This is a genomic window from Streptomyces omiyaensis (assembly GCF_014650895.1).
Classification (GTDB): domain Bacteria; phylum Actinomycetota; class Actinomycetes; order Streptomycetales; family Streptomycetaceae; genus Streptomyces; species Streptomyces omiyaensis.
In genome coordinates this window covers 1-22,355 of sequence record NZ_BMVV01000011.1, presented here as the reverse complement: position 1 = coordinate 22,355, position 22,355 = coordinate 1, and the positions used below count along the sequence as shown (strand labels likewise).

Genomic DNA, 22,355 nt, shown 5'->3' with positions numbered 1-22,355 from the left:
GTGCCGGCTGCCGGACCGGCCGGCCCGGCTCCGCAGCGGCCGGTGGCCTCGGTGTCGGTGGTGGCGCCTACCTTTGCCGCATGACGGAGCAGAGATGGGCAGACGTCCGGCGACGGGTCGAGGCTCTGCGGGCTTTCCCCGCGGCCGACGAGGTGTTCGGGGCGTCGGGCCACCGGTGGGTCCTGGAACAGCCGCTCGGCCAGGCCGAGCTCGCGGAGCTGGAGGCGCAGGTGGGGGTGCGGCTGCCCGAGGAGTTCCGCACGTTCCTCCTCCGGGTCGGCGCCGGAGGTGCCGGCCCCGCGTACGGCGTGTTCCCGGTGCGGCGGGTGCGGGGCCGCTGGGGCTGGGAGGGCGACGGGGCGGACATGGCGGACCTGTCCCGGCTGGCCGAGCCCTTCCCCGAGCGGGGCCCGGACCCCGATGCCGTCGACGCGCTCCTCGCCGAACGCCCCGAGGAAGAGGATTTCGACGAGGTCGAAGAGTTCGAGAACGCCTTCGAGGCGTGGGACGAGCGGTGGGAGGACGTCATGTTCGCCCCCGGCCGCACGGCCGGTGCGATCGTGATCTGCCACCTGGGGTGCGCCCAGCGGGAGTGGCTGGTCGTCAGCGGCAGCCACCGGGGCACGATCTGGTCGGACCACCGGGTGGACGACGCCGACCTCGCACCGCGTCCCGGCCCCGACGGAAGACCGCTGGCCTTCGGGGACTGGTACCTCGACTGGCTCCGCGACGCCGAGCGCACGGCGCGGGGGGAGGAGCGCACGGCCCCGGGAGGGAGCCGCGTGCCGGAGTGACCCGGCGGGCGCGGGGGCGGCGCCGCCGAGCCCGGCGTGGACGCCGGCCGGGCCGGCGGGCGGGTCACCAGCCCCACGTGCCGGGGCCGCCCTTGAAGGGACCCTCGATCTCGCGGGTGATCCACCCGCCGTAGAAGTCGCCCTCCTGGGCGACCACCACCTCCCCGTCGACCGTGCAGCGCACCGCGGACGGGTAGAAGGCCAGGTGGCCGCGGAGGGCTTCGTAGGGGCCGAGGGGCTGCTCGTAGCTCCAGGCGGCCCGGGGGACCACGACGTCTCCGGCGACGACGTCCCAGTAGGACGCCGTGCCCTTCCACTCGCAGTGGGTACGGCCCGGCCGGGGGCGCAGGAACTCGGTGCGCACGTCGTGGCGGGGCACGTAGAACACCGGCGGGTGGCTCGTCTCCAGGACCCGCAGGCTCGTATGCGTGTCCGCCACGACCCGGGATCCCACCGCGACCGTCACCCGGCGGTCGTCACCCGTCAGTCCCGGGGGCCGCGGGTAGTCCCAGACCGACTCCGTCGGCCGCGGCCCGGAGGGTGCGGGGGTCCGGGCGCCGCCCGGTACGTCGTCCGTGTCGTTCATCAGACCGCCCTCGTCCCGTCCCTGGTCCTGTTCCGCCGACGCGTGCGGACGCGCGTCCGCCGTCCTTCTCCCGCAGCTCTTCTCCGGCGGGCCGGCCCGCGGATGCGACGCGGGCTCCCGGACCGCCGGCTCCGTGCGCGACGCGGCCGTCCGCTCGGGTGCGGGGCGCCGGGGGCGCATCCGGACGGCGATGCGGCGGGGAATCCCCGTGTACCGCACGAAAGCGGACGGATGACCGACGGACGAACCGACGGACAGACGGACGGACGAACCGACGGACAGGGGAAGACCGTGCAGCTCAAGGACGAACTTCCTGTGGACCACCACCTCGCGGCGGTGTACCGCTGGGGCGCCGCCCTCTGCGGGTGCATCCTGCTCGTGTTCGGTTGCCTCGGCTTCGCCGACGCGCTCACTCCCTTCGGCACCTCCGGCGACCGGATCGCGGGGATGACCACCAACACCGCCCTGAGCGTGATCTCGGTGGTGGTCGGGCTCGTGCTGCTGGCAGGTGCGGCCGTGGGAGGGAACACCGCCTCCACCGTGAACATGGTCGTGGGCGGCGCGTTCCTGCTCAGCGGCTTCTTCCACCTCTTCGTGCTCGACCGGCCGGCCAACTTCCTCGACTTCGGCATGACCAACGTGATGTTCAGCTTCGTCATGGGGCTGCTGATCGTCACCTTCGGAATGTACGGGCGGGTGTCCAGCAAGCTGTCCCACGACAACCCCTACTGGCGCAGGCGGCACCCGCGCCAGGCCGCCGCGGAGTCGCTCGCGCGGCGCCGGGCCGCCGCCGAGGCCCCGGCCCGTGCCGGACGCACCACGCCGCCGACGCCCGCCGGGACGTCCTCCCCGGCGATCCCGGAAGGGCCTCGGCGGTGAGCGGCGGTCCGGGGGAGGCCGCCGGGGTCTCCGGCCGCGACGCGGAGACGGCCCCGGCGCATGTGCTGGTCGTGGGGGCGACGGGGATGATCGGGGGCCTCGCGGCCCGGGCGCTGCACCGGCGGGGGGCCTCGGTCGCCCTGGCCGGCAGGAACGCGGAGCGACTCGCCGACCGCGCACGGCTGCTCGGCGACCGCCCCCACCGTGCCTTCGACGCCTACGACCTCGACGGCTGCGCCGGGCTCGCGCCGTGGGCCGCGCGCTCCCTGGGCCGGCTGGACTGCGTCGTCGTGGCCGTCGGAGTGGCGGGCTTCGGGCGCGCCGAGCTCGTCGGCGACGCGGCCGCCGAGCACCTCATGACCGTGAACGCCCTGGCGCCCATGGCCGTCGTCCGCGGGGCCCTTCCGCTCCTGGAGGCGGGAGGAACGGTCGGGGTCGTCACCGGCGTGATCGTCGACGCGCCTCCGCGGGGCATGGCCGACTACGCGGCCGCCAAGACGGCGCTCGCCACGTGGCTCGGTGTGGTGGGCAGGGAACAGCGGGCCCGGGGCGTCCGCGTCGTCGACGTACGGATGCCCCATCTGGACGGGGGGTTCGCGGCCCGGGCGGTGACGGGGGACCCGCCGACGCTGCCGCCCGGCGCCGACCCGGAGGCGTCCGTCGAACGGCATCTGCTCGCGCCCCTCGCCGGCGGCACGGAGAGGAACCGATGAGAGGGGGCCCACATCGACGACATGCCCGATATGGGTGGCATTGAGGGTATTGAGGGCATCGAGCGGCGGACCGGCGGCCCGGCCCCCAGGCCCGTGCGTCGCCGGCTCCGCCACCCGTTCGGCCGGGCTGTGCGTGCCTTCCGGGCCGGGCGGGCGCATCCTGGCAGGCAGGAACATTCCCGTGGGGCACCCCCACATCCCCGGTGAGGGAGGAGCGACGTGCATCCCTCGGAGCGGGACACGTCCGTGAGCGGCGGGTCCGAAGGGCCGGCCGCCCTCCTCGTCGACGCGCGCGGGCACGTGACCTGGTGGTCGCGGGCGGCCGAGGAGCTGCTGGGGCGGCCGGGCCCGGAGATCGCCGGCCGGCCCGCCCCCGAGGTGCTGGGGACGCCGCTCCCCGGGACGGCGCCCGGTCCCGCCACCGCCGTCCACCGCGTACGACTGCGCACCGGAACCGGCGGAACGGGCGGTACAGGTGAAACCGGCGGGTCCGATGACGGGTTCGTCGACGTCGACGTGGTCCTCCTCCCCGGACCGGACGGCGGTACGTGGCTGCTGGCCGGACGGTGGTCCACGACGGCCCGGACCGGCCACCCGGCCCGCGCCGGAGCGCCGGCCCACGACGCGGACCCGGACCGGACCCTGGCGCGCTCGCTGCTGAACCAGCGGAGGCTCGGCGTCGCCGAGTTCGACGCCGAGCTCCGCATGGTGCGCAGCAACGCGGCCCTGGAGACGCTGCGGCCCGCGGGTGCGGACACGGGCGCGGAATGGCTGTACGGCCTGACCGACGCGGACGGCGACCGGACGGTGCGGGAGATCCTCCAGCAGGTCGCGTCGACGGGGATGCCGGTCGTCGGGGCCGACTTCCGGGCCGTGGCGACGGGCTCGGACCCGGTGCTGAGCCTCGCCTGCTTCCCCCTGGAGGACGAGGACGGCACGCGTACGGGGGTGGCCGTGGTGGCGACCGAGCCCGCCGCGCGGCTGCGCGCCCACCACCGGCTCACCGACGCGTACCGGAGGGCGTTCGAGATCGGCGAGTCGCTCGACGTCGTCCGCGCGGCGCGCGACCTCGTCGACCTCCTGGTGCCGGCCCTCGGCGACCTGGCCTGCGTCGACTTCCCCGACGACGTGCTCCAGGGGCGCGATCCCGGGCTCGGATACCCCGGCCACGAGGCGTCCCGCCCGCGTCGGGTGGCGGTCAAGTCGGCGGACGGCACGTGGCCCGCCGCCCTGGTGCAGCCGGGGGAGCCGGTGCCGGCCCCGCCCGCGGAGACCGTGGACTCGGCCGTCGCCGTCGGCGGGGTGATCAAGGCGGACGCGGAGGCCGCCCGCGCGATGTTCGGCCACGACCCCGGGCTGATCGCCCGCATGCTGCCCGAGGGCACGCACAGCGCGCTCGGCTGCCCGCTCTACCACCGGTCGCGCCTGTTCGGCTACGTGCTCGTGTGGCGCACCAGGACCCCCGAACCGTTCGGCGACGACGAGACCCGGCTCCTCCAGGACCTGTGCGACCGGACCGCCATGGCCCTGGACAACGCCCACCGCTACACCCGGGAGCACCGCACCGCCCTCGTCCTCCAGCGCAGCCTCCTGCCGCCGGCCGTGACCGAGAGCCAGGCCGCCGAGACCTCCGGCATCTACCTGCCGGCCAGCGGGACCCTCAGCGTCGGCGGCGACTGGTTCGACGCCCTGCCCCTGTCGTCGATGAGGATCGGCCTCGTCGTCGGCGACGTCATCGGGCACGGACTCCAGGCCACGGCCACCATGGCCCGGCTCCGCACGGCGGTCCAGACCCTCGCGGACCTGGACCTGCCGCCGGACGAGCTCCTCATCCACCTCGACGACCTCGTACAGCGCATGCAGGCCGAGTCGGAACAGCCGGACGCCGTCGGCGCCTCCTGCCTGTTCGCCGTCTACGACCCGGTCACCCGGGTCTGCCGGATGGCGTCCGCCGGGCATCCCGCCCCCGCGGTGCTCCTCCCCGACGGCACCGCGGACTTCGTCCCCGTCGTCCCGGGCCCCCCGCTCGGCGTCGGCGACAACCCCTTCGAGATCTCCGAGGTCACGCTGGAGCCCGGCTCCGTCCTCGCCCTCTACACCGACGGTCTGGTGGACTACGACCACGACATCACCCGGGGCGGCGAGGAACTCCTGCGGAACCTGCGGCGGTTCCACGGCACCGACCGCTCCCTGGAGGCCATGGGGCACGACCTGATGGCCGGCCACCCCCACCAGGAGCGTCCGGCCGACGACGTCACCCTGCTGCTCGCCCGGACGCGGGCCGTCGCCGACACGGACACCGCCCACTGGGAGTACCCGGTCGACCCGGCGGCCGTGTACGAGGCCCGCCACGACGTCAACGCCCGGCTGGAGGCGTGGGGTCTGGACGAGCTGATGTTCTCCACCGAGCTCATCGTCAGCGAACTCGTCACCAACGCCATCCGGTACGCGGGCGGGCCCATCGGCCTCCGCCTGATCCGGGGCCGGGCGCTGGTGTGCGAGGTCTCGGACCCCAGCAACACCCAGCCGAGGCTGCGGCGCGCCCTGACCACCGACGAGGGCGGCCGGGGCCTCTTCCTGATCGCCCAGCTCGCCTCCCGCTGGGGCTGCCGCTACGGGGCGCGCGGCAAGACGATCTGGGCCGAACAGGCCGTACCCCCTTCCTGAGCGGAACGCGGCTCCCGGAGCGCGGGGCCGTCTCAGACGGCCTTGCGGAACCGGAACCGGGAGCGAGGGCGCGGGCCGGGGTGACGGACCGTCAATCGGATCCGGGTGGCGAGACGGCGGGGCGCGAGGAGCTCTTCGAACGGAGGCAGCACCCCGGTGGAGACACGGGCGAGGACTTCGCCCGGATCCGTCCCGCAGGCGATGCGGAGGGTCAGGGAGAGCTCCAGGTCCCTCCCCCGGCGCGCCAGCCGGCAGCCGGTCCGGACGACCCCCGGGACGCCGGAGCAGCCGGCCCGGACGGCCTGGCGGAGGGCCCGGCCGTCCAGGGAGCATCCGGGGGCCGCGAGGCGCAGCCGCCGGGGTGGCCGCCGGGGCGGCTGCGCGGCCAGCAGCGCCAGCCCGGCGGCCGCCCCCAGCGCGCCCGCCAGGGCCGCGAACCCGCCTCCCGCCTGCTCCAGTTGCCGGAGCCCGGCGTGGAGGACGCGGTCCCCGCCCCACCGGGCCGCGCTCGCCGCACCCGCGAGGAGCACGGCCCCGGCGAGCGCGAGCACCACGCGGTTGACCACGGCCACGGCCACGACCACGGGTGCGCCGCCGGGCATCGGCGCCCGTCCCGACCCGTCGGGCATCGGCGTCCCTCCCGACCCGCTAGGCACCGGTGTCCGTCCCGTCTTGCCGGGCATCGGTCTCCCTCCCCGCCCGCCGGTTCGGTGTCTCCCTCAGGACCAGTCGCACCGTGGGTCTCCGCCCCAGGGGCAGGGACGCGACGGTGGCGCCGACGACGTCGGTCGCCGTCCTCCGGAGGGCCTCCGGCGACCCGAAGGCGGCCTCGGCCCGCACCGTGACGCGGCGGCGGGTGAAGCGCACGCCGTGCACGCGGAGTCCGGGGACGGAGCCGAGCGCCCCGCGCACGAGACGGGCGGCGCTCGCGCGGGTCGTCCGGGCCCGGACGGGGGGCGCGCAGCCGAGCGCGAGCGCGCGGCGGTCACCCGGGGTGAGCGCCAGGAGGATCAGCCACCCGCCCGCCAGGGCGGCCGCCGGGACCGCCCCGTGGCGCACGACGGACAGGCCGCCGACGTCCCGCAGCACCCGCTCCCTCCGCCCGTCCTGCTCCGCCTGTTCCACCTGGGCCCGTGCGGGCGCGGTCGCGCCGGGAAGGCGTGACGACAGCGCGCTCCACAGCAGCAGGCCGGACAGGGCGGTCAGGACGAGGGCGGGGAGGACGACGGCGCGACGCCGCCGGGACCAGGGCCTGCGTACGGCCTCCGGCACGGCCGGCGCGTCGCCCGGCGGTGGCTGCGGGTGGGGCGGGGCGATGCCGAGCGCGCGGATCCGGACGTCCGCCGATGCGACGGTCTGCCCGGTCAAGTACCGCGTCCGGTCGGCGACATGGCCGCGGAGACGGGTCATCCCGCCCACGTCGGCGGGTGCCCGCAGCGGCAGTTCCACCTCCACCGTCACCTCGACGGAGCGCCCGGTCCGGGACGCGGCGCCGCGCACCGCCCGCCCGCCGAGCGGGGCCGTGGCCTCGGCGGCGGCCTGCCGGGCGATCCGGGCCGTGACGCGGTCGGTCACGGTGGTGACGCCCCGCTGGGCGCCGGTCACCGTCGCCCGCGTGCGGGGACCTGAGGACCGCGCAGGTCGCGCAGATCACGCAGGTCGCGCAGGTCGCGGAGGTCGCCGCCCCGCTCCAGGAACCCGCCGACCGCGTAGCCGAGCCCGCCGAGGGCGGCGACCAGCAGGAACGCCCCGAAACCTCCGAACCAGCCCGCGCATCCCAGCGTCATCCCGCCCAACAGCCCCAGGGCGTCCTTGCCCACGGCTGCCTCCCTTCCCGTCGATTCCCGTCGATCTCCCGGGCACTTCCCTGAGCCCCCAGGGCACTTCCCGGAGCTCTCCCGGGACCTCCCGGGGAGCCCCCGGGAGGGCTCCCGTCGATGAGGTGCGCGCGGACCTGCCGCGCCGAGGTCACGCCACCCGCGTGTCGGCGGGCTCGTCCCGCTCGTCGCCGGGCAGGTGGACGTCGGTGACGGCGATGTTCACCTCCACCACCTCCAGCCCGGTGATCCGCTCCACGGCGCCGATCACGTTCTCGCGCACGTCGCGGGCGACGTCGGGCACGGGGACCCCGTACTCCACGACCAGTTCGACGTCGATGGCCGCCTGGCGTTCGCCGACCTCGACCTTCACCCCGCGTCCCACGTGGGGGCGCCCGCCCGGGACCCGGTCGCGGACCGCCCCCAGCGTCCGCGACAGGCCCCCGCCCATGTCGTGGACGCCGGGGACCTCCCGCGCCGCCGTGCCGGCGATCTTGACGACCACCGCGTCCGCGATCGCCGTCCTGCCGCGCGTCCCCGCGGGCTCGGTGACCTCGGTGCGTCCCGTCCCCCGCCCGGTACCGATGCCGGCCCCTGTCCCCACCCCGGTCCCGACCCCGGTCCCGACCCCCGTCCCCGTGCCGTTCGCGTGCTCGTGACGGGCCGGGGTCTTCTCCTGCGTGGTGGTCATCTCTGCTCCCTGAACTGGTTCTCGAGCCGGTCCTTGCGCGACCGCACTGCTTTGACACCGCCGTGTGGCGATTCGTTACGGCCCTCTTCCGTGGAGGCGGTGGACAACAGTGCGAATCGGCGGGGCGTAACGAAACCCCCGCGAGCGCTGTCAATGCGGTGGAGGCTGGAAGGAGCCCGCGCGTGAGTGCTCGGTGGGGCCCGGACGGGCAGGAGGACACGGCCGACCCCGGAGGCCGGCTGCTCGCCGTCAGGGCGGCGGAGGGGGACGAGGAGGCGTTCGAGATGCTCGTACGGGGCCACTCCGGCGCGATGCTCCAGCTCGCCGAGCGTCTGATGGGCAGTCGAGCGGAAGCCGAGGACGCCGTCCAGGACGCCTTCGTCAGCGCCTGGCGCAGCCTTCCCGAGTACCGGGGCGAGGCCGGGTTCGCGACCTGGCTGCACCGCATCGTCACCAACCGGTGCCTGACCCTGCTGCGGGCCCGGCGGCCCGCCGCCGACCTCGACGCGGTCGCGGAACCGGCCGCTCCCGACCACCGCTCCTCGCCCGCCCGCGCCGCCGAGTCGCACGCCGCCGTGCGCGACCTCGCCCAGGCCATGGAGGCGCTCTCCGCCGAGCAGCGGGTCTGCTGGGTCCTGCGGGAGATCGAGGGGCAGCCCTACGAGGCGATCGGCCAGGCGGTGGGGATCCGGCCCGAGGCGGTCCGCGCCCGCGTCTTCCGGGCCCGGCGCGTGCTGACGGAGGCGATGGCCGCATGGCGATGAGCACCCCCCACCCCCGCGAAGCCCCCGACGACGACGAGGACCTCGAAGTCCTGGCCTGCGGCCGGGATCTGGCCGAGGTGTGGGAGCGGGCGGCCCTCGCCCCCGCCGACGACCCCCACACCCTCGCCTGCGCCTACTGCCGGCAGGCCGTGGCGGACCTGGAGCACCTGCGGGCCGCCGCCCTGCCCGTCGCGCCCGCGCCGCCGGCGGACCTCGACACCTCCGCCCTGGTGCGCCGCGTCATGGAGGTGGTCCGGCTGGAGCTGCGCCCGGGACGCGACCTGCCGCTCGGCGAGGACGACGAGGACAGCTGGATCTACGAGTCCGTCGCCGCCCGCACCCTGCGCGCGGCCGCCGAGGAGGTCCCCGGCGTCCGCGCCGGCAGCTGCCGCGTCACCCCGCCCGGCAGCCGTACGAGCCCCGCGCGGGGCCCCGTCGGCGTCCGCATCGACATCACCGTCGAGTACGGCCGCGACCTGCGGTCCACCTCCCGGGCGGTGCGCGACGGCCTCGCCCGCGCCGCCCGGGAACGCCTCGGACTGGCCGTCGACGCCCTCGACGTCACGGTCACCGACCTCCACGATCCGCCCGACCGGCCGCAGGAGCACAGGACATGAGGACCCGACAGGCGCAGAACCTCTCCGACGCGGTCGCCGAGGCCGTCCTGGACGTGCCGGGCGTGGCGTGCCTCCGCCCGGGCCTGCGCGGACTGCTGCGGTCCTCCGCGACCGTACCGACCGGCCCGGCCGGCGGCCACGGCGCCGGAGCGCGCGGCGCGGTGCTCGTCTCCTTCGGCCCGGGCGGGGCGGTGAGCGGCCTCCGCGTCGACGTCGTCGTACGGGCGCGGCATCAGGCCGCCTCCACGGCCCGGGCGGTACGGGCGGCGGCGGCCGCCGCCGCCGCGGTCCCACCGGAAGCGGTACGGGTGAACGTCACCGGCATCGTGTGACCACCCGCGGCACGGCGCGGGGCCCCGCCGCCAGGCCGTGAGGGACGGCCTAGACCGGTGGCGGGCAGGTGAGGATCACCCACCAGGCGAGCGACCACACGCAGGCCGCGGCCCCCAGCAGCCGCAGGCGCCGGACCCGCGCGGGCGACACCGGATCGGTCCCGCCCCGGCCGACGCGCCTCACCCGCGGCGCCCCCGCCCCGGCGGGCCCCGCCGGACGCGGGGAGGCGCCGTCGGGCCGTCCGCCGCCCCGGGGGAGGGCCGTGACGGCGGCCGACGGCGTCCCCGCGCGCCGTGGGGCGCGCACCTCGGGCCGTCGCCCCCGGCGCGCGGACCCGGACGGGACGACGGCCGGGCCCCCGGCGGCACCGTGCTGGGCCAGCCCCGCGAGAAAGCGGCGGTACGCCTCCCGGCGCCCGCCCCGGGGCGTCGAACGCCCGCACTCCCAGGAACGGACCGTGGCCGGGGTGACCCCGAACGCCAGGGCGACCTGGCGGGTCGACAGCCCCCACTGCTCGCGCAGCCGGCGCCGCTCGCCGGGCTCGGGCAGCTCCCCGGGACGGTGCGGGGAGGCCCAGGCGGCGGGACGGAGAACCTGACGGGGGAAGAGCTGGTGCGTGGTTGTCATACCGGTGTGACAATCCGCATGCCGCCGCCGTGACGCGTGATCCCGGCGGTTCACCCGAACGCCCCATCCGGCGGCCGGCCGCGGCCGCCCCCCACGGCGCCCCGTGCCCGGGGCACCGCCCGGGCCGCGCCGTCGATCGTCCCCGGGGCGGCGGCCGGACGACGAATCGCGAGCGGGTCCCGGCCGTGTTCCCCTGGACCCGGCATGCCCGTGGGGCGAAGGTCCGGTGCGAGCAGGGAGAGGCGGATGACCGAGGAGGCGAACGTCACCCGGGGGCCGGAGCAGCTGCCCGGCGACCACGCGGCGGACGAGGTCGATCTGCGGCGCGTCGGCATCGACCCGGACTTCTGGTACCCGGTCGCCCGGTCCGCCCGGCTGCCCAGGGGCAAGGTCCTCGCGGCCTCCTTCGCCGGCCGGCGCATCGCGCTCTACCGGGGCGCCGAGGGCACCGCGTACGCCCTGGAGGACCGCTGCGCGCACCGTCAGGTGCCGCTCAGCCTGGGAGTGGTGGAGGGCGAGACGCTCCGCTGCTGCTACCACGCCTGGGCCTACCGGGGGAACGGCCGCGTCTCCCGGATCCCGTACCTGCCCAAGGGCGCCGACCGGCCGCCGCGCGGGGTGCGCTCCTACCCCGTCCGCGAGCGGTACGGCCTCGTCTTCGTGTTCCCGGGCGACCCCGCCCTGGCGGAGGCCGCACCCCTGCCCGTGCTCCCCGAGGCGGAGTCGCCCCGGCACCGGACCATGATGTTCGAGCGCACGGTGCGCTGCCACTACTCGTTCCTGCACGAGAACCTGCTGGACATGAACCACCAGTTCCTGCACCGGGGCGTCCTCGGCCGGATCCGTCCCGAGCTCCTCGGCTACGAGACGGGGCCGGCCTCCGTGGAGGCCCGGTACCTGTTCGTCCCGTCCGGCGGGCGGAAGGACCGGGGCGCGGGGCTGCTGTCCGGCGAGGGCCGGGGCGGCGCGGACACGCCCGACGTCGTCACCATCCGCACCGAGTACCCGTACCAGACCCTCCGGGACGTCCCCGAGTCGTCGGGCTCGGCCGCGTTCTCCCTCTGGGCCGCCTACGTGCCGGAAGACCCCGACCAGCGGGTCAGCCGCGTGTTCGGGCTGCTCTCGATCGCGAAGCCCGCCCTTCCGGGCGCCCTCCACCTGGCCTGGCCGCTGATCCGCCGTTTCACCGAACGCGTCTTCGCCCAGGACAGGATGGCCGTCGAGGCCGAGCAGCGGGCGTGGGACGAGCAGGGCGGCGACTGGAACCAGGAGGTCTTCCCGCTCATCCTCGACGTGCGGAAGGTGCTGCGCGCCAACGGCGCCCCGCTCCCGAACCCGCCCCGCTCCCACGCCTGTCCGCAGGCGGACACCTGCGCGGACGCGCGGGGGACCGGTGTCCAGGGGGACACCCGGCACCCGTGATCCGTCCCCGCCGGTCCGCGACCCGGCCCGGGCCCGTCGGCCCGCGCCGCCCTCACCGCAGGAGCGCGGCGAGGGCGCGGGCGGCGTCGCGGGCGGGGCGGCCGACGCCGATGAGGGTGGCGGAGGCGGGGCCGGTCCAGTCGCCGTAGCCGAGGAGGTGGAGGCGGGGTTCGGCGAGGGCCTGGGTGCCGGTGGTGGGGACGTGGCCCCGGGGGCCGCGCAGGCCGAGCGGGGCGAGGTGGGAGAGGGCGGGGCGGAAGCCCGTGCACCAGATGACCGCGTCGGCGTCCGTCCTCGTGCCGTCGGGCCATTCCGCGCCGGTGTCGGTGAGGCGGGTGAACACCGGCTGGGCCTTGAGGAGTCCGGCGTCGCGGGCGGCGCGCACGGGCGGGACGGCGACGATGTCTCCGAGGGAGGCGACGCCGCCGGTGTCGGTGCGGCCTGCGTCGAGGGCCTTGCGTCGTGCGGTGGCGTGGTCGAAGAGGGCGCGGCCGTCGATGTCGTCGGCGAGGTAGCGGGGTTCGCGCAGGGTGACCCAGGTCAGGTCGGAGCCGTACGCGAGGTCGGCGGCGATCTGGGCCCCGGAGTTGCCGCCGCCGACCACGATGACCTTCCGGCCGGCGAAGTCGGACGGGCTCCGGTACTCGACCGTGTGGAGCTGGGTGCCCCGGTACTCCGTGCGGCCGGGGACGGCCGGGATGAAGGGGCGGGACCAGGTGCCGGTGGCGCTGACGACCGCGCGGGCCCGCCAGGTGCCGGAGTCGCTCTCGACGCGGAGGAGTGCGCCGTCGCGGTGGACGCCCGAGACGCGTACGGGGCGGTGGACCGGCAGGTCGTAGCGCTGTTCGTAGTCGGTGAGGTAGTCGACGACGTGGGCGGCGTCCGGGTAGGTCTCGCCCGGCTGCGGGGGCATGAGCCGGCCGGGGAGGGAGGAGTAGGCGGCGGGGGAGAAGAGGTGGAGGGAGTCCCAGGTGTGCCGCCAGGCGCCGCCGGGGGCGGAGTCCGCGTCGAGGATCGCGAAGTCGAGGCCGGCCCGGCGGAGGTGGTAGCCGGCGGCGAGTCCGGCCTGGCCGCCGCCGATGACGACCACGTCGACGGCCTGGTGTTCGGTCATGCCCGGGTTTCCCTTCTCGACGGCGGTGCCCCGGCCCGCACGGAGGCGGGGCGGGGCACCTCGGTGGTGATGCGGGGCGGTGCCTACCGCTGGGCCGGGGCGAACTTCCTGCGCCAGGCCAGCGACACGTACACGAGCGCGACGAGGACGGGGACCTCGATGAGCGGGCCGACGACGCCGGAGAGGGCCTGGCCGCTGGTGACGCCGAAGGTGGCGATGGCGACGGCGATGGCGAGCTCGAAGTTGTTGCCCGCGGCCGTGAAGGCGAGGGTGGCGGTGCGGTCGTAGTTCAGGCCGATGGCCTTGCCGAGGGCGAAGGTGCCGAACCACATGATCGCGAAGTAGACGAGCAGCGGGAGGGCGATGCGGGCGACGTCGAGCGGCTGCGAGGTGATCGTCTTTCCCTGGAGGGCGAAGAGGATGACGATCGTGAAGAGCAGGCCGTAGAGGGCCCAGGGGCCGATCTTCGGGAGGAAGTTGCTCTCGTAGCTCTCGCGGCCCAGCTTCCTCTCCCCGATGCGGCGGGTGAGGAAGCCGGCCAGCAGCGGGACGCCGAGGAAGACGACCACGTTGAGCGCGATCTTCCCCATGGAGATGTCGAGGGTCTCGCCTTCTCCGAGGCCGAGCCAGCCGGGCAGGATGTCGAGGTAGAACCAGCCGAGCAGGCCGAACGCGATCACCTGGAAGACCGAGTTCAGGGCGACCAGGACGGCGGCGGCCTCACGGTCTCCGCACGCGAGGTCGTTCCAGATGATGACCATGGCGATGCAGCGGGCGAGGCCGACGATGATCAGGCCGGTGCGGTACTCGGGCAGGTCGGGCAGGAAGATCCAGGCCAGGGCGAACATGACCGCCGGGCCGAGGACCCAGTTGACGACCAGCGAGGAGACCATCAGTCGGCGGTCGCCGGTCACGGCGTCGAGCCTGTCGTAGCGGACCTTGGCGAGAACCGGGTACATCATGATCAGCAGCCCGACGGCGATCGGGAGCGAGATGCCGCCGATCTCGACCTTCGCGAGCGCGTCGTCCAGGCCGGGGATGAGCCGCCCCAGGCCGAGGCCGAGGCCCATGGCGAGGAGGATCCAGACGGCGAGGAAGCGGTCGAGGGTCGACAGCTTCGCGACGACCGAGGTCTCCTCGGCGGCGGTCGCGGGGGCGGCGGGGGTCACGGGCAGGACCTCTTGGAGTCGGCGTGGGCGCGGGCGGTGGCGGCGAGACCGGCGAACTGGCCGGCGAGCTGCTCGATGACGTCGGGCCGCAGCCGGTAGTACGTGAACCGACCGCACGGCTCCGTCTCCACCACGCCCGCCTCCCGCAGCACCTTGAGGTGGTTCGAGAGGTTGGTCTGTCTGGCTCCGGTCTCTTCGACCAGGTGCGTGGTGCACAGGGTCTCGCGGGCGAGCAGGGTCACGATCTGGAGCCGCAGCGGGTCGGCGAGGACCTTCAACAGCTCAGTGTCGACTGACGTCAGCATGGGCTGATACTGTCACATCAGTGAAGGGTGATGCCAGTCCGGGCTGATGCCCGTCTGTCGCGAAGGAAGAACCGATGTCCGCGTCCCCGCTCGCGTCCGTGCTGTTCGTCTGCGTCCACAACGCGGGCCGGTCCCAGATGGCCGCCGGGTTCCTCCGGCACCTCGCGGGCGACCGCGTCGAGGTCCGGTCCGCCGGCTCCCTCCCGGGCGACCGGGTCAACCCGGCCGCCGTCGCCGCCATGGCCGAGCTCGGCATCGACATCTCCGACCAGCGGCCGAAGGTCCTCACCGTCGAGGCCGCCCAGGCGTCGGACTACATCATCACCATGGGCTGCGGCGACGCCTGCCCCTACTTCCCCGGCAAGACCTACCTCGACTGGGTCCTGGAGGACCCGGCCGGCCAGGGGGTCGAAGCCGTCCGGCCCATCCGCGACGAGATCGGGACGCTCATCGAGGGCCTCGTCGCCGAGATCGACGCGCGGCGCGAGGCCTGACCCCCGCGCCCGGTCGGCCCGGCCGCTGTGCGCAGGGCGTCCTCACCGCCTCCGACCTGCGGAATCGGCGTGCCCCCGCGAGGTGGGGGTCCGGTGTGAATGGTCCGCTCCGCGTCCCGGGTCTAGTGTCGAGATAGGCCTAGGGTGCGCCCGCGGCCCGCGCGACCCCGAAGCGCGCGGGTGGGGCGGGGCGCGCGAAAGGAGCCTTCCATGACCCGTACATTGCGAGGCGCGATAGCGGTGGCCTCGACCGTGGCCCTCTCCCTGGGCGTGGTGGCGACGACGACGGGCGCGTCGCCCGGGCAGGCGAGACAGGACGTCAAGATCGGACTGCTGCTGCCGGAGAGCAAGACGACGCGGTACGAGAAGTTCGACCGGCCGTACATCGAGCAGAAGATCAAGGAGCTCGTCCCCGACGCCCAGATCGACTACTACAACGCGGCCGAGAGCGCGACCACCCAGCAGCAGCAGGTCAACACGGCGCTCGCCAAGGGCGACCAGGTGCTCATCCTGGACGCCGTGGACGCGAAGTCGATCCAGTCCTCCGTGGAGAAGGCGAACAAGGCCGGCGTGAAGATCGTGGCCTACGACCGCCTCGCCCAGGGCCCGGTCGACGCCTACGTCTCGTACGACAACCGCAAGGTCGGCGAGCTCCAGGGCAAGGCGCTGCTCGACGCCCTCGGCGACAAGGCGGAGAGCGGCCAGATCGTCATGCACAACGGCTCGCCCACCGACCCGAACGCGGCCGAGTTCAAGGCCGGCGCCCACTCCGTCCTCGACGGCAAGGTGAAGATCGGCAAGGAGTACGACACCCCCAACTGGGACCCGAACAACGCCAACCAGCAGATGTCCGGCGCCATCAGCGCCCTCGGCAAGGGGAACATCGTCGGCGTCTACTCGGCCAACGACGGACTCGCCGCCGGCATCGCCACCGCCCTCGAAGCGGCGGGCATGAACGTGCCGCTGACCGGCCAGGACGCCCAGCTCGACGCCATCCAGCGGATCCTGCTCGGCACGCAGACCATCACCATCGAGAAGCCCTACAAGCCCGAGGCGGACATCGCCGCCACCATGGCCGTGAACCTCGCCCAGGGCAAGCCGCTCCCCGAGGACCTGACCCCCACCACCGTCACCAGCGGCAGCGGCCAGAAGGTCCCGGCCACGCTGCTCACCCCGGTCGTGGTGGACAAGGAGAACATCAAGGACACGGTCGTCAAGGACGGGCTGTACACCGTCCAGGAGATCTGCACGCCGGCCTACGCCGACGCCTGCAAGGAAGCCGGGCTGGAGTGACGCCACCCGCGTGACCCGACCCGTACCGCCCGCTCCCGCCGAGGAGGCGGTCGAAGGTGACGGATGCACCTGTGCTCAGCCTGCGGGGGGTGTCCAAGAGGTTCGGCGCGGTCCAGGCCCTGTCGGACTTCGAGCTGGAGGTCCACGCCGGTGAGGTCGTCGCCCTCGTCGGCGACAACGGCGCCGGCAAGTCGACCGCCGTCAAGGCGATCGCGGGGGTCAACCCGCCGGACGACGGCGTCATCGAGTGGCAGGGCCGGCCGGTCTCCATCAACCGGCCCCACGACGCCCAGAACCTGGGCATCGCCACCGTCTACCAGGACCTCGCGCTCTGCGACAACCTCGACGTCGTCGGCAACCTCTTCCTCGGCCGGGAGCTGCGCCGGTTCGGCGTGCTCGACGAGGTCCGCATGGAGCAGCGGTCCCGCGAACTGCTCGACACGCTCTCCATCCGGATCCCGTCGGTGCGGATCCCCGTCGCCTCGCTCTCCGGCGGCCAGCGGCAGACCGTGGCCATCGCCCGCTCGCTGATCGGCGAACCGCGGATCGTCATCCTGGACGAGCCGACCGCCGCCCTGGGCGTGGAACAGACCGCCGAAGTCCTCGACCTCGTCGAACGGCTCCGCGAGCACGGGCTCGGCACCATCCTGATCAGCCACAACATGGTGGACGTGATGGCGGTCGCCGACCGGATCGCGGTGCTGCGGCTCGGCCGCAACAACGGGTTCTTCGACAAGCGCGCCACCACCACCGAGGAGATCATCTCCGCCATCACCGGAGCCACCGACAGCGCCGTGACCCGGCGCCAGGCCCGCAAGCGCGAGCAGCGGGAGGCGAGCGGGGAGGAGACGCCATGAGGGGCGCCAGGGACCGCGACGACAGGCCCGGCGGGCCGGGCACCGGCGACGCGGCCGCCCAGGAACCGGCACCCGAGTCGGTGCCCGCCGTCGACAGCCGGCTGATCGTCCGCGAGGAGGGCTTCCGCGGGTACGCCGGAGAGTTCCGGCGCAAGCTGCGCAGCGGCGAACTCGGCTCGCTGCCCGTCGTCATCGCCGTCGTCGTCATCTGGACGGTCTTCGGCAGCCTCGACAGCGCCTTCCTGTCCGCCCAGAACCTGTCCGACCTCAGCCAGCAGATCGTCGGCACCGGCATGATCGCCGTCGGCATCGTCTTCGTCCTGCTGCTCGGCGAGATCGACCTGTCCGTCGGCTCCGTCAGCGGACTGTGCGCGGCGATCTTCGCCGTGCTGAACGTCATCAACGGCATGAACGAATGGCTGGCGCTGCTCGTCGCCCTCGCCGGGGGAGCGGCCGTCGGTCTCCTCCACGGCTTCTTCTTCGCCAAGGTGGGCGTGCCCGCCTTCGTCGTCACCCTGGCGGGCAACCTCGCCTGGAACGGGCTGATGCTCCAGGTGCTGGGCACCAGCGGCACGGTCAACATCCCCGGCGACAGCATCGTCTCCGAGCTCTACTCCACCGTCTTCGAGAGCCCCGTCGCCGCCTACGCGGCCGCGGCGGTGGGCGTCGGGCTCTTCCTGCTCGCCTCGCTGCTCGACGCCCGCCGGCGCCGCGCCGCGCGGGTGCCGTACCGGCCGATCGCCGAGATCGTGCTGCGGACCGTCGTCCTCGCGGCGATCGCCTTCGCCGCGGCCGTCGTCCTCAACCGGTACCAGGGACTGCCGCTCGCGCTGCTGATCTTCCTGCTGGTGCTGGTGGTCCTGGACTTCGTCCTGCGGCGCACCGGCTACGGGCGCCGGATCTTCGCCGTCGGCGGCAACATCGAAGGTGCCCGGCGGGCCGGCATCAGCGTGGCCTTCGTCCGCATGAGCGTCTTCACGATCTCCGGCACCATGGCGGCCGTCGGCGGCCTCTTCCTCGCCGGACAGATCCAGTCCGCCAGCCAGACCTCCGGCGGCGGCAACCTCCTCATGAACGTGATCGCGGCCGCCGTCATCGGCGGCACGAGCCTCTTCGGCGGGCGCGGCACGGTCTGGTCCGCGCTGCTCGGCGCCCTCGTCATCGGCTCGATCCAGTCCGGCATGAACATCATGGGCGTCAGCAACGCCGTCCAGTTCATGATCACCGGTGCGGTCCTGCTGGCCGCCGTGGTCGTCGACTCCCTCTCCCGCCGCAGCCAGAAGGCCGCGGGCCGGGCCTGACGGGACGGCCAGGGGGCGGGCGGAGCGCGGGGGCGGAGCTGCGGGGCGGGCGGGGACGGGCGGGAATCCGGGCTCAGGTGCCCGGAGGGCCGCCCAGGGTCCGTACGGCCTCCACGATCAGGTCCCAGAAGCGGCCGGTGTCGACGTCCACGCCCACCTCGACGTCGGCCGGCAGGCCCGTCACCCCGTGCAGGTCCACGACGGTCGCGCCCCGGGTGTGCGTGCCGTCCAGCTCGACCGCCACCGCCGCCCTGACCAGGCCGACCAGCGAAGGGTCGATCAGGTGGGCGACGGTCAGCGGATCGTGCAGCGGAGGAGCGTCGAAGCCGAACACCTCGCGGTACGTGGAGGCGAAGTAGGTGAGGAGGTCGACGCAGAGCGCGCCGAGCGGGGTCCCGAGCGCGGCGATCCGGGCGACGACGTCGGGGGTGGCCCGCACCTGGTGGGTCACGTTGAGGCCGAGCATCGTCACCGGCAGGCCGCTGCGGAAGACGACGTCCGCCGCCTCCGGATCGCACAGGATGTTGAACTCGGCCGCGGGCGTCGTGTTGCCCCGCTCCGTCGACCCGCCCATCAGCACGATCCGTTCGATGTGTCCGGCGAGCTCCGGGTGGGCGAGCAGGAGGGCCGCGATGTTGGTGAGCGGCCCGGTCGGCACCAGCGTCACCGGCACCGGGTGCGCGAGGAGCACGTCGCGGGCCAGGGTGAGGGCGTCGCGCGGATCCTGCGGCACGTCCGGCTCGTCCGCGCCGAAGCCGGGCCCGTCCAGGCCGGAGTCGCCGTGGATGTCCGCGGCGGTCCTGCGCGGACCGCGCAGGGGACGGTCCCGGCCGGCGGCGACCGGCACGCCCCGGATCCCGGCCGCCGCGCACACCCGGCGGGCGTTGAGCGTGGTCTTCTCCAGGGTCTGGTTGCCCGCCACGGTGGTGACGGCGAGGAGGTCGATCCCGGGGTGCGCGGCGGCCAGCATGATGGCGAAGGCGTCGTCGTGCCCGGGGTCGCAGTCGAGGATCACGGGAACCGGCATGCCCTCACCGTCCCACACCGGGCCCCCGCCCCGCGCAGGACGCGGACGTCCGCGACCCGCCGCGCACCGGAGGGGGGCGACGGACACTCCCGGAGCCTCCGGGGGCCTTCGGGGACCTCTACGGTCCGGTGGTCCCGGCGGCGCGGCCGAGGATCTTCCTCGGGGTGACGCGGAGGACCACGCGGACCCGCTCCGCCGGGGCCTCCAGGTAGTCCGTGCCGGCACCCGGACCCAGGTACTCCTCGGCGATCCGGACGGCCACCGCCCGGCCGGTGTCCTCGGTGACGGCCGCGGTGCCGCGGATCTCGACGTACAGCTCGGGATCGGAGAGGTCGAAGACGGTCAGGCTCACCCGGGGGTCGCGGAGCACGTTCCGCTCCTTGCGCCGCCCCCGCTCGGTGGAGATCAGCACCTCGTCCCCGTCGCGGCTCACCCAGACCACCGAACTCTGCGGCGCCCCGTCGGGGTTGAGGGTGCCCAGGACCGCCGGAAGGGGCGCGTCGAGCAGGCGGCGCACGGTCTCGTTCATCTCGACGGGGGTACGGGGGAGGCTCATGCCCCGGATCCTACGGCGCCCCGCCCGGAGGGGGCATGATGCGGGGTCATGGGAACGAGGGACGACAGCGACGAGGCGTACGTGGTCGGGCTGTGCGACCGGGTGCTGGGCGAAGTGGCTTTGCGGCAGCACCGGTTCGACTGGCTTCTCGGGGACGCCGGGGCGAGCGGACGGCGGGTCCGGCTGCCGGTCGACGCCTACTGGCCCGGTCGCGGTCTGGTCGTCGAGTACCGCGAGCTCCAGCACGACCGGCCGGTGCCGCACTTCGACAAGCCGGACCGGCTCACGGTCAGCGGGGTGCACCGGGGCGAGCAGCGCGCCCTGTACGACGCGCGGCGGGAGAGCGAGATCCCGGCGCACGGGCTGCGGCTCGTGGTGGTCCGGCCCGCGGACCTCGACGCGGACGGGCGCGGAAGGCTCCGCCGCAGCGAGGCGGCCGATCTCGCCGCGCTGCGGACGATCCTGGCCGGGGAGCGGGACGGCGAGGGCACCCCTTCCGGCGCGTGAGCGCGTGAGCACGCGGGAGGGCGGGGCGTTTGACGCGCCGGGGCGGCTGGGCAGTGCACCACTGCCGGAACGGTCCGAGCCCCGACGAGACGAGGTGGCCCCGATGCCCGACACGAGTCCGGAACCGATCGCGACCTTCTGCGGAAAGTGCGACTGCGGATGCCCGCAGCTGTTCGTGGACGCCGACGCCCCGGAGGACAGGAGGGTGCGCATCACCGACGACTTCGGGCAGCGGGTCCAGATGAGCGAGGACCAGTTCGCCGACCTGGTGGCGCAGGCGAAGGCCGGCGCGTTCGACCGGCTGACGGTCGCCGGGACGACGCCCGCCTGAGCCCGCCCGCGCGTGCGGGAACCGGAGAGGGAGCGCTCCCCGGCGCGTCCGCGGGTCAGTCCGTGGGCGTGCCGGCCCGGATCCGGTTCCCGTCGGGATCGCGCAGCTCGACCTCGCGGGCCCACGGAGCCTCCTCCACCGTCACGCCGAACTCGGCCGCGACGGCGTCGACGTCGCGTACGCGCAGGTAGACCAGGGTGTCGGGCCGGGCGTCGCCCTCGTGCTCCGACAGGAACAGGCGGACGTCCCCGCGCGCCACCTCCACGAAGGCGGGGAACCCCGGTTCGAACCGGTGCACCCACCGCTCGGCGAATCCGAGCCGCTCGTACCAGGCGACGGCCACCGCCGCTTCCCTCACCCGGAGCACCGGGATGACCGCTTCGTCCATGCCCCGCATCGTCGCAGACCGCGCCTCCCCTCCACGCCCGGCCCCGGCCCCGTCGTCGGCCCCGGTTCCGGCCAGGGCGCCGAGCCGACACTCCTTCGACAGAAAAAACTGTCGCTCTTCATCTGTGACAGTTATGGTTGTCGCATGAGTGACGTGGCACGTGTTCCCACGCCCGACAAGGGCGACGACGACTTCTGGACCGCCGTCTCGAACCTGGTGGAGCCGCCCTGGCGCGAGCCCACCCAGGACGACGGCTTCACGATGGACGAGCGGGTGCACGACGCGGTGCGCGTGCTGGCGGAGGGGATCTCGACCCGCCTGCTGGCCTACCGGGACGCCGGCAAGTCCTTCGACCCCGTGCTGATGGCGGCGCCCGACGTGCAGCTGGCGCTGCTGCGGGCCCTGTACGAGGCCAAGCTGTCCGTCGACCGGCTGGCCGAGTCCGCCGCCACCGTCGCCGGGCGCAGCGGGGCGAACTACGCGCAGCTCGGGGCGGCCTGGGGCGGCATCAAGCGGCAGTCGGCCCGGCTCAAGTGGCCCCACGCGGTGGTCAGGAAGTCGGCCAGCGAGTCCATCCCGCTCCACTACGCGGGCGGCACGGCCGTCGTGCACCACGACGCCGAGTCCGACGGCTGGTGGTACACCGCCACCGCCGCGGACCAGCAGGAGACGGAGTCCGCGCCGGTCCACGGCAGCTACGCGGAGGCCATCGCGGGCGCGACCGAGTTCCTGCTCGCGCACGCCCTTCCCGACCGGCTGCCGCCCCGGTGAGCCGCGCCTCGCGGTGACCCCGGCACGATCGGGATCCGATGGTGGTGACGCCGTGCCGGCGGGCGGTTCGCCGCCGTCGCGGAAGGGGGCGGAGAACCGCCCGGCACGAAGGTCACGCCGCCCGCGCCACCTCCCGCGCCGACTGCCAGGTGTTCGGGGCGTCCGGCGCGTCGACGTGCGAGGCTCGCCCCGGAGCGCGCGGAGGGGCGCCCGCTCCGGTTCCACGGGAAGGGAGCTCGCCGTCGTCTGCCGGGGTTCGTTCCGCGGCGCAGTGGCACGCCGGGCTCCTCGGATCGATCGTGACGAGGGGGGGGGGGGGGGGGGGGGGGGGG

At 74.7% G+C, this 22,355-nt stretch carries 27 protein-coding genes; 15 read left to right on the top strand and 12 right to left on the bottom strand.

Going from position 1 to position 22,355, the window contains the following annotated elements; genetic code table 11:
• Nucleotides 1-80: 80 nt before the first annotated feature.
• Nucleotides 81-794 (top strand): SMI1/KNR4 family protein, encoded by a 714-nt coding sequence (locus IE287_RS19630; RefSeq protein WP_189850402.1) that lies wholly within the window; start codon nucleotides 81-83, stop codon nucleotides 792-794.
• A gap of 64 nt (nucleotides 795-858) precedes the next feature.
• On the opposite strand, the gene IE287_RS19625 is transcribed toward IE287_RS19630, so the two are convergent.
• The gene (locus IE287_RS19625; protein WP_189850401.1) at nucleotides 859-1,380 is read right to left on the bottom strand and encodes a DUF427 domain-containing protein; all 522 of its coding nucleotides are present in this window, start codon (nucleotides 1,378-1,380) and stop codon (nucleotides 859-861) included.
• A gap of 291 nt (nucleotides 1,381-1,671) precedes the next feature.
• Here IE287_RS19625 and IE287_RS19620 point away from each other — a divergent pair, with 291 nt between their 5' ends.
• The 3 genes from IE287_RS19620 (at nucleotide 1,672) to IE287_RS19610 (ending at nucleotide 5,639) form a co-directional block, all read left to right on the top strand.
• Nucleotides 1,672-2,259, top strand: a complete 588-nt coding sequence (locus IE287_RS19620) for a DUF4383 domain-containing protein (RefSeq protein WP_189850572.1) — start codon at nucleotides 1,672-1,674, stop codon at nucleotides 2,257-2,259.
• Nucleotides 2,256-2,972 (top strand): SDR family NAD(P)-dependent oxidoreductase, encoded by a 717-nt coding sequence (locus IE287_RS19615; protein ID WP_229883591.1) that lies wholly within the window; start codon nucleotides 2,256-2,258, stop codon nucleotides 2,970-2,972. Before IE287_RS19620 ends, IE287_RS19615 begins: the two co-directional genes overlap by 4 nt.
• A gap of 246 nt (nucleotides 2,973-3,218) precedes the next feature.
• Complete coding sequence (locus IE287_RS19610; protein ID WP_189850400.1) at nucleotides 3,219-5,639, top strand: ATP-binding SpoIIE family protein phosphatase; 2,421 nt, start codon at nucleotides 3,219-3,221, stop codon at nucleotides 5,637-5,639.
• A 32-nt stretch (nucleotides 5,640-5,671) separates the two neighbouring features.
• On the opposite strand, the gene IE287_RS19605 is transcribed toward IE287_RS19610, so the two are convergent.
• From IE287_RS19605 to IE287_RS19590, 4 genes are all read right to left on the bottom strand, one after another.
• Entirely contained in the window at nucleotides 5,672-6,268 is a 597-nt protein-coding gene (locus IE287_RS19605) for a hypothetical protein (RefSeq protein WP_189850399.1), read from the bottom strand.
• 19 nt (nucleotides 6,269-6,287) lie between these two features.
• Nucleotides 6,288-7,244 (bottom strand): DUF6286 domain-containing protein, encoded by a 957-nt coding sequence (locus IE287_RS19600; RefSeq protein ID WP_189850398.1) that lies wholly within the window; start codon nucleotides 7,242-7,244, stop codon nucleotides 6,288-6,290.
• Complete coding sequence (locus tag IE287_RS19595; protein WP_189850570.1) at nucleotides 7,241-7,426, bottom strand: hypothetical protein; 186 nt, start codon at nucleotides 7,424-7,426, stop codon at nucleotides 7,241-7,243. Before IE287_RS19595 ends, IE287_RS19600 begins: the two co-directional genes overlap by 4 nt.
• A gap of 181 nt (nucleotides 7,427-7,607) precedes the next feature.
• Nucleotides 7,608-8,147 (bottom strand): Asp23/Gls24 family envelope stress response protein, encoded by a 540-nt coding sequence (locus tag IE287_RS19590; RefSeq protein WP_189850397.1) that lies wholly within the window; start codon nucleotides 8,145-8,147, stop codon nucleotides 7,608-7,610.
• A gap of 284 nt (nucleotides 8,148-8,431) precedes the next feature.
• Here IE287_RS19590 and IE287_RS19585 point away from each other — a divergent pair, with 284 nt between their 5' ends.
• From IE287_RS19585 to IE287_RS19575, 3 genes are read left to right on the top strand one after another with little or no spacing between them, the layout of a single operon-like run.
• Nucleotides 8,432-8,911, top strand: coding sequence for an RNA polymerase sigma factor (locus IE287_RS19585; RefSeq protein ID WP_189850569.1), 480 nt, complete (start codon nucleotides 8,432-8,434; stop codon nucleotides 8,909-8,911).
• A complete protein-coding gene (locus tag IE287_RS19580) occupies nucleotides 8,902-9,528 on the top strand; it encodes an Asp23/Gls24 family envelope stress response protein (protein ID WP_189850396.1) in 627 nt (208 codons plus the stop codon). The genes IE287_RS19585 and IE287_RS19580 overlap by 10 nt, the downstream gene beginning before the upstream one ends.
• A complete protein-coding gene (locus IE287_RS19575; protein ID WP_189850395.1) occupies nucleotides 9,525-9,860 on the top strand; it encodes an Asp23/Gls24 family envelope stress response protein in 336 nt (111 codons plus the stop codon). The genes IE287_RS19580 and IE287_RS19575 overlap by 4 nt, the downstream gene beginning before the upstream one ends.
• A 49-nt stretch (nucleotides 9,861-9,909) precedes the next feature.
• Here IE287_RS19575 and IE287_RS19570 read toward each other — a convergent pair whose 3' ends face one another.
• Nucleotides 9,910-10,488 (bottom strand): helix-turn-helix domain-containing protein, encoded by a 579-nt coding sequence (locus IE287_RS19570; protein ID WP_189850394.1) that lies wholly within the window; start codon nucleotides 10,486-10,488, stop codon nucleotides 9,910-9,912.
• A gap of 246 nt (nucleotides 10,489-10,734) precedes the next feature.
• Here IE287_RS19570 and IE287_RS19565 point away from each other — a divergent pair, with 246 nt between their 5' ends.
• Nucleotides 10,735-11,910, top strand: a complete 1,176-nt coding sequence (locus tag IE287_RS19565) for a Rieske 2Fe-2S domain-containing protein (protein ID WP_189850393.1) — start codon at nucleotides 10,735-10,737, stop codon at nucleotides 11,908-11,910.
• Between the two features lie 52 nt (nucleotides 11,911-11,962).
• Here IE287_RS19565 and IE287_RS19560 read toward each other — a convergent pair whose 3' ends face one another.
• From IE287_RS19560 to IE287_RS19550, 3 genes are all read right to left on the bottom strand, one after another.
• A complete protein-coding gene (locus tag IE287_RS19560) occupies nucleotides 11,963-13,024 on the bottom strand; it encodes an ArsO family NAD(P)H-dependent flavin-containing monooxygenase (protein ID WP_189850392.1) in 1,062 nt (353 codons plus the stop codon).
• A gap of 83 nt (nucleotides 13,025-13,107) precedes the next feature.
• Nucleotides 13,108-14,193: an ACR3 family arsenite efflux transporter gene (arsB, locus tag IE287_RS19555; RefSeq protein ID WP_189850391.1), complete on the bottom strand. Its 1,086-nt coding sequence runs from the start codon at nucleotides 14,191-14,193 to the stop codon at nucleotides 13,108-13,110.
• The gene (locus tag IE287_RS19550; RefSeq protein WP_189850390.1) at nucleotides 14,190-14,498 is read right to left on the bottom strand and encodes an ArsR/SmtB family transcription factor; all 309 of its coding nucleotides are present in this window, start codon (nucleotides 14,496-14,498) and stop codon (nucleotides 14,190-14,192) included. Before IE287_RS19550 ends, arsB begins: the two co-directional genes overlap by 4 nt.
• Nucleotides 14,499-14,572: 74 nt before the next feature.
• Between IE287_RS19550 and IE287_RS19545 the strand changes: the two genes are divergently transcribed.
• The 4 genes from IE287_RS19545 (at nucleotide 14,573) to IE287_RS19530 (ending at nucleotide 18,443) form a co-directional block, all read left to right on the top strand.
• Complete coding sequence (locus IE287_RS19545) at nucleotides 14,573-14,992, top strand: arsenate reductase ArsC (RefSeq protein ID WP_189850389.1); 420 nt, start codon at nucleotides 14,573-14,575, stop codon at nucleotides 14,990-14,992.
• A 210-nt stretch (nucleotides 14,993-15,202) separates the two neighbouring features.
• Nucleotides 15,203-16,285, top strand: a complete 1,083-nt coding sequence (locus IE287_RS19540; RefSeq protein ID WP_189850388.1) for a substrate-binding domain-containing protein — start codon at nucleotides 15,203-15,205, stop codon at nucleotides 16,283-16,285.
• A 56-nt stretch (nucleotides 16,286-16,341) separates the two neighbouring features.
• The gene (locus tag IE287_RS19535; RefSeq protein ID WP_189850387.1) at nucleotides 16,342-17,142 is read left to right on the top strand and encodes an ATP-binding cassette domain-containing protein; all 801 of its coding nucleotides are present in this window, start codon (nucleotides 16,342-16,344) and stop codon (nucleotides 17,140-17,142) included.
• Nucleotides 17,139-18,443 carry a sugar ABC transporter permease gene (locus IE287_RS19530; RefSeq protein WP_189850386.1) on the top strand — a complete coding sequence of 435 codons (1,305 nt, stop codon included), beginning with the start codon at nucleotides 17,139-17,141 and terminating at the stop codon, nucleotides 18,441-18,443. Before IE287_RS19535 ends, IE287_RS19530 begins: the two co-directional genes overlap by 4 nt.
• A gap of 73 nt (nucleotides 18,444-18,516) precedes the next feature.
• On the opposite strand, the gene IE287_RS19525 is transcribed toward IE287_RS19530, so the two are convergent.
• Nucleotides 18,517-19,470: a nucleoside hydrolase gene (locus tag IE287_RS19525; protein WP_189850385.1), complete on the bottom strand. Its 954-nt coding sequence runs from the start codon at nucleotides 19,468-19,470 to the stop codon at nucleotides 18,517-18,519.
• Nucleotides 19,471-19,588: 118 nt separating this feature from the next.
• Complete coding sequence (locus IE287_RS19520; protein WP_229883590.1) at nucleotides 19,589-20,026, bottom strand: PPOX class F420-dependent oxidoreductase; 438 nt, start codon at nucleotides 20,024-20,026, stop codon at nucleotides 19,589-19,591.
• Between the two features lie 48 nt (nucleotides 20,027-20,074).
• On the opposite strand from IE287_RS19520, the gene IE287_RS19515 reads away from it, so the two are divergent.
• Nucleotides 20,075-20,533 carry a hypothetical protein gene (locus IE287_RS19515; RefSeq protein WP_189850384.1) on the top strand — a complete coding sequence of 153 codons (459 nt, stop codon included), beginning with the start codon at nucleotides 20,075-20,077 and terminating at the stop codon, nucleotides 20,531-20,533.
• Between the two features lie 103 nt (nucleotides 20,534-20,636).
• Nucleotides 20,637-20,864: a hypothetical protein gene (locus IE287_RS19510; RefSeq protein ID WP_189850383.1), complete on the top strand. Its 228-nt coding sequence runs from the start codon at nucleotides 20,637-20,639 to the stop codon at nucleotides 20,862-20,864.
• Between the two features lie 55 nt (nucleotides 20,865-20,919).
• Here IE287_RS19510 and IE287_RS19505 read toward each other — a convergent pair whose 3' ends face one another.
• The gene (locus tag IE287_RS19505; protein WP_189850382.1) at nucleotides 20,920-21,252 is read right to left on the bottom strand and encodes a glyoxalase superfamily protein; all 333 of its coding nucleotides are present in this window, start codon (nucleotides 21,250-21,252) and stop codon (nucleotides 20,920-20,922) included.
• Nucleotides 21,253-21,396: 144 nt separating this feature from the next.
• On the opposite strand from IE287_RS19505, the gene IE287_RS19500 reads away from it, so the two are divergent.
• On the top strand, nucleotides 21,397-22,023 hold the full coding sequence (locus tag IE287_RS19500) for a hypothetical protein (protein WP_189850381.1): 627 nt from the start codon (nucleotides 21,397-21,399) through the stop codon (nucleotides 22,021-22,023).
• Nucleotides 22,024-22,355: the final 332 nt, after the last annotated feature.

What these genes read in the sequence shown, in the direction of transcription:
- IE287_RS19630 (WP_189850402.1), top strand. Translation starts at nt 81, where the DNA reads ATGACGGAGCAGAGATGGGCAGACGTCCGGCGACGGGTCGAGGCTCTG.
- IE287_RS19625 (WP_189850401.1), bottom strand. Translation starts at nt 1,380, where the DNA reads ATGAACGACACGGACGACGTACCGGGCGGCGCCCGGACCCCCGCACCC.
- IE287_RS19605 (WP_189850399.1), bottom strand. Translation starts at nt 6,268, where the DNA reads ATGCCCGACGGGTCGGGACGGGCGCCGATGCCCGGCGGCGCACCCGTG.
- IE287_RS19595 (WP_189850570.1), bottom strand. Translation starts at nt 7,426, where the DNA reads ATGACGCTGGGATGCGCGGGCTGGTTCGGAGGTTTCGGGGCGTTCCTG.
- IE287_RS19590 (WP_189850397.1), bottom strand. Translation starts at nt 8,147, where the DNA reads ATGACCACCACGCAGGAGAAGACCCCGGCCCGTCACGAGCACGCGAAC.
- IE287_RS19585 (WP_189850569.1), top strand. Translation starts at nt 8,432, where the DNA reads ATGCTCGTACGGGGCCACTCCGGCGCGATGCTCCAGCTCGCCGAGCGT.
- IE287_RS19580 (WP_189850396.1), top strand. Translation starts at nt 8,902, where the DNA reads ATGGCGATGAGCACCCCCCACCCCCGCGAAGCCCCCGACGACGACGAG.
- IE287_RS19575 (WP_189850395.1), top strand. Translation starts at nt 9,525, where the DNA reads ATGAGGACCCGACAGGCGCAGAACCTCTCCGACGCGGTCGCCGAGGCC.
- IE287_RS19570 (WP_189850394.1), bottom strand. Translation starts at nt 10,488, where the DNA reads ATGACAACCACGCACCAGCTCTTCCCCCGTCAGGTTCTCCGTCCCGCC.
- IE287_RS19565 (WP_189850393.1), top strand. Translation starts at nt 10,735, where the DNA reads ATGACCGAGGAGGCGAACGTCACCCGGGGGCCGGAGCAGCTGCCCGGC.
- IE287_RS19560 (WP_189850392.1), bottom strand. Translation starts at nt 13,024, where the DNA reads ATGACCGAACACCAGGCCGTCGACGTGGTCGTCATCGGCGGCGGCCAG.
- IE287_RS19550 (WP_189850390.1), bottom strand. Translation starts at nt 14,498, where the DNA reads ATGCTGACGTCAGTCGACACTGAGCTGTTGAAGGTCCTCGCCGACCCG.
- IE287_RS19545 (WP_189850389.1), top strand. Translation starts at nt 14,573, where the DNA reads ATGTCCGCGTCCCCGCTCGCGTCCGTGCTGTTCGTCTGCGTCCACAAC.
- IE287_RS19540 (WP_189850388.1), top strand. Translation starts at nt 15,203, where the DNA reads ATGACCCGTACATTGCGAGGCGCGATAGCGGTGGCCTCGACCGTGGCC.
- IE287_RS19530 (WP_189850386.1), top strand. Translation starts at nt 17,139, where the DNA reads ATGAGGGGCGCCAGGGACCGCGACGACAGGCCCGGCGGGCCGGGCACC.
- IE287_RS19525 (WP_189850385.1), bottom strand. Translation starts at nt 19,470, where the DNA reads ATGCCGGTTCCCGTGATCCTCGACTGCGACCCCGGGCACGACGACGCC.
- IE287_RS19520 (WP_229883590.1), bottom strand. Translation starts at nt 20,026, where the DNA reads ATGAGCCTCCCCCGTACCCCCGTCGAGATGAACGAGACCGTGCGCCGC.
- IE287_RS19515 (WP_189850384.1), top strand. Translation starts at nt 20,075, where the DNA reads ATGGGAACGAGGGACGACAGCGACGAGGCGTACGTGGTCGGGCTGTGC.
- IE287_RS19510 (WP_189850383.1), top strand. Translation starts at nt 20,637, where the DNA reads ATGCCCGACACGAGTCCGGAACCGATCGCGACCTTCTGCGGAAAGTGC.
- IE287_RS19505 (WP_189850382.1), bottom strand. Translation starts at nt 21,252, where the DNA reads ATGGACGAAGCGGTCATCCCGGTGCTCCGGGTGAGGGAAGCGGCGGTG.
- IE287_RS19500 (WP_189850381.1), top strand. Translation starts at nt 21,397, where the DNA reads ATGAGTGACGTGGCACGTGTTCCCACGCCCGACAAGGGCGACGACGAC.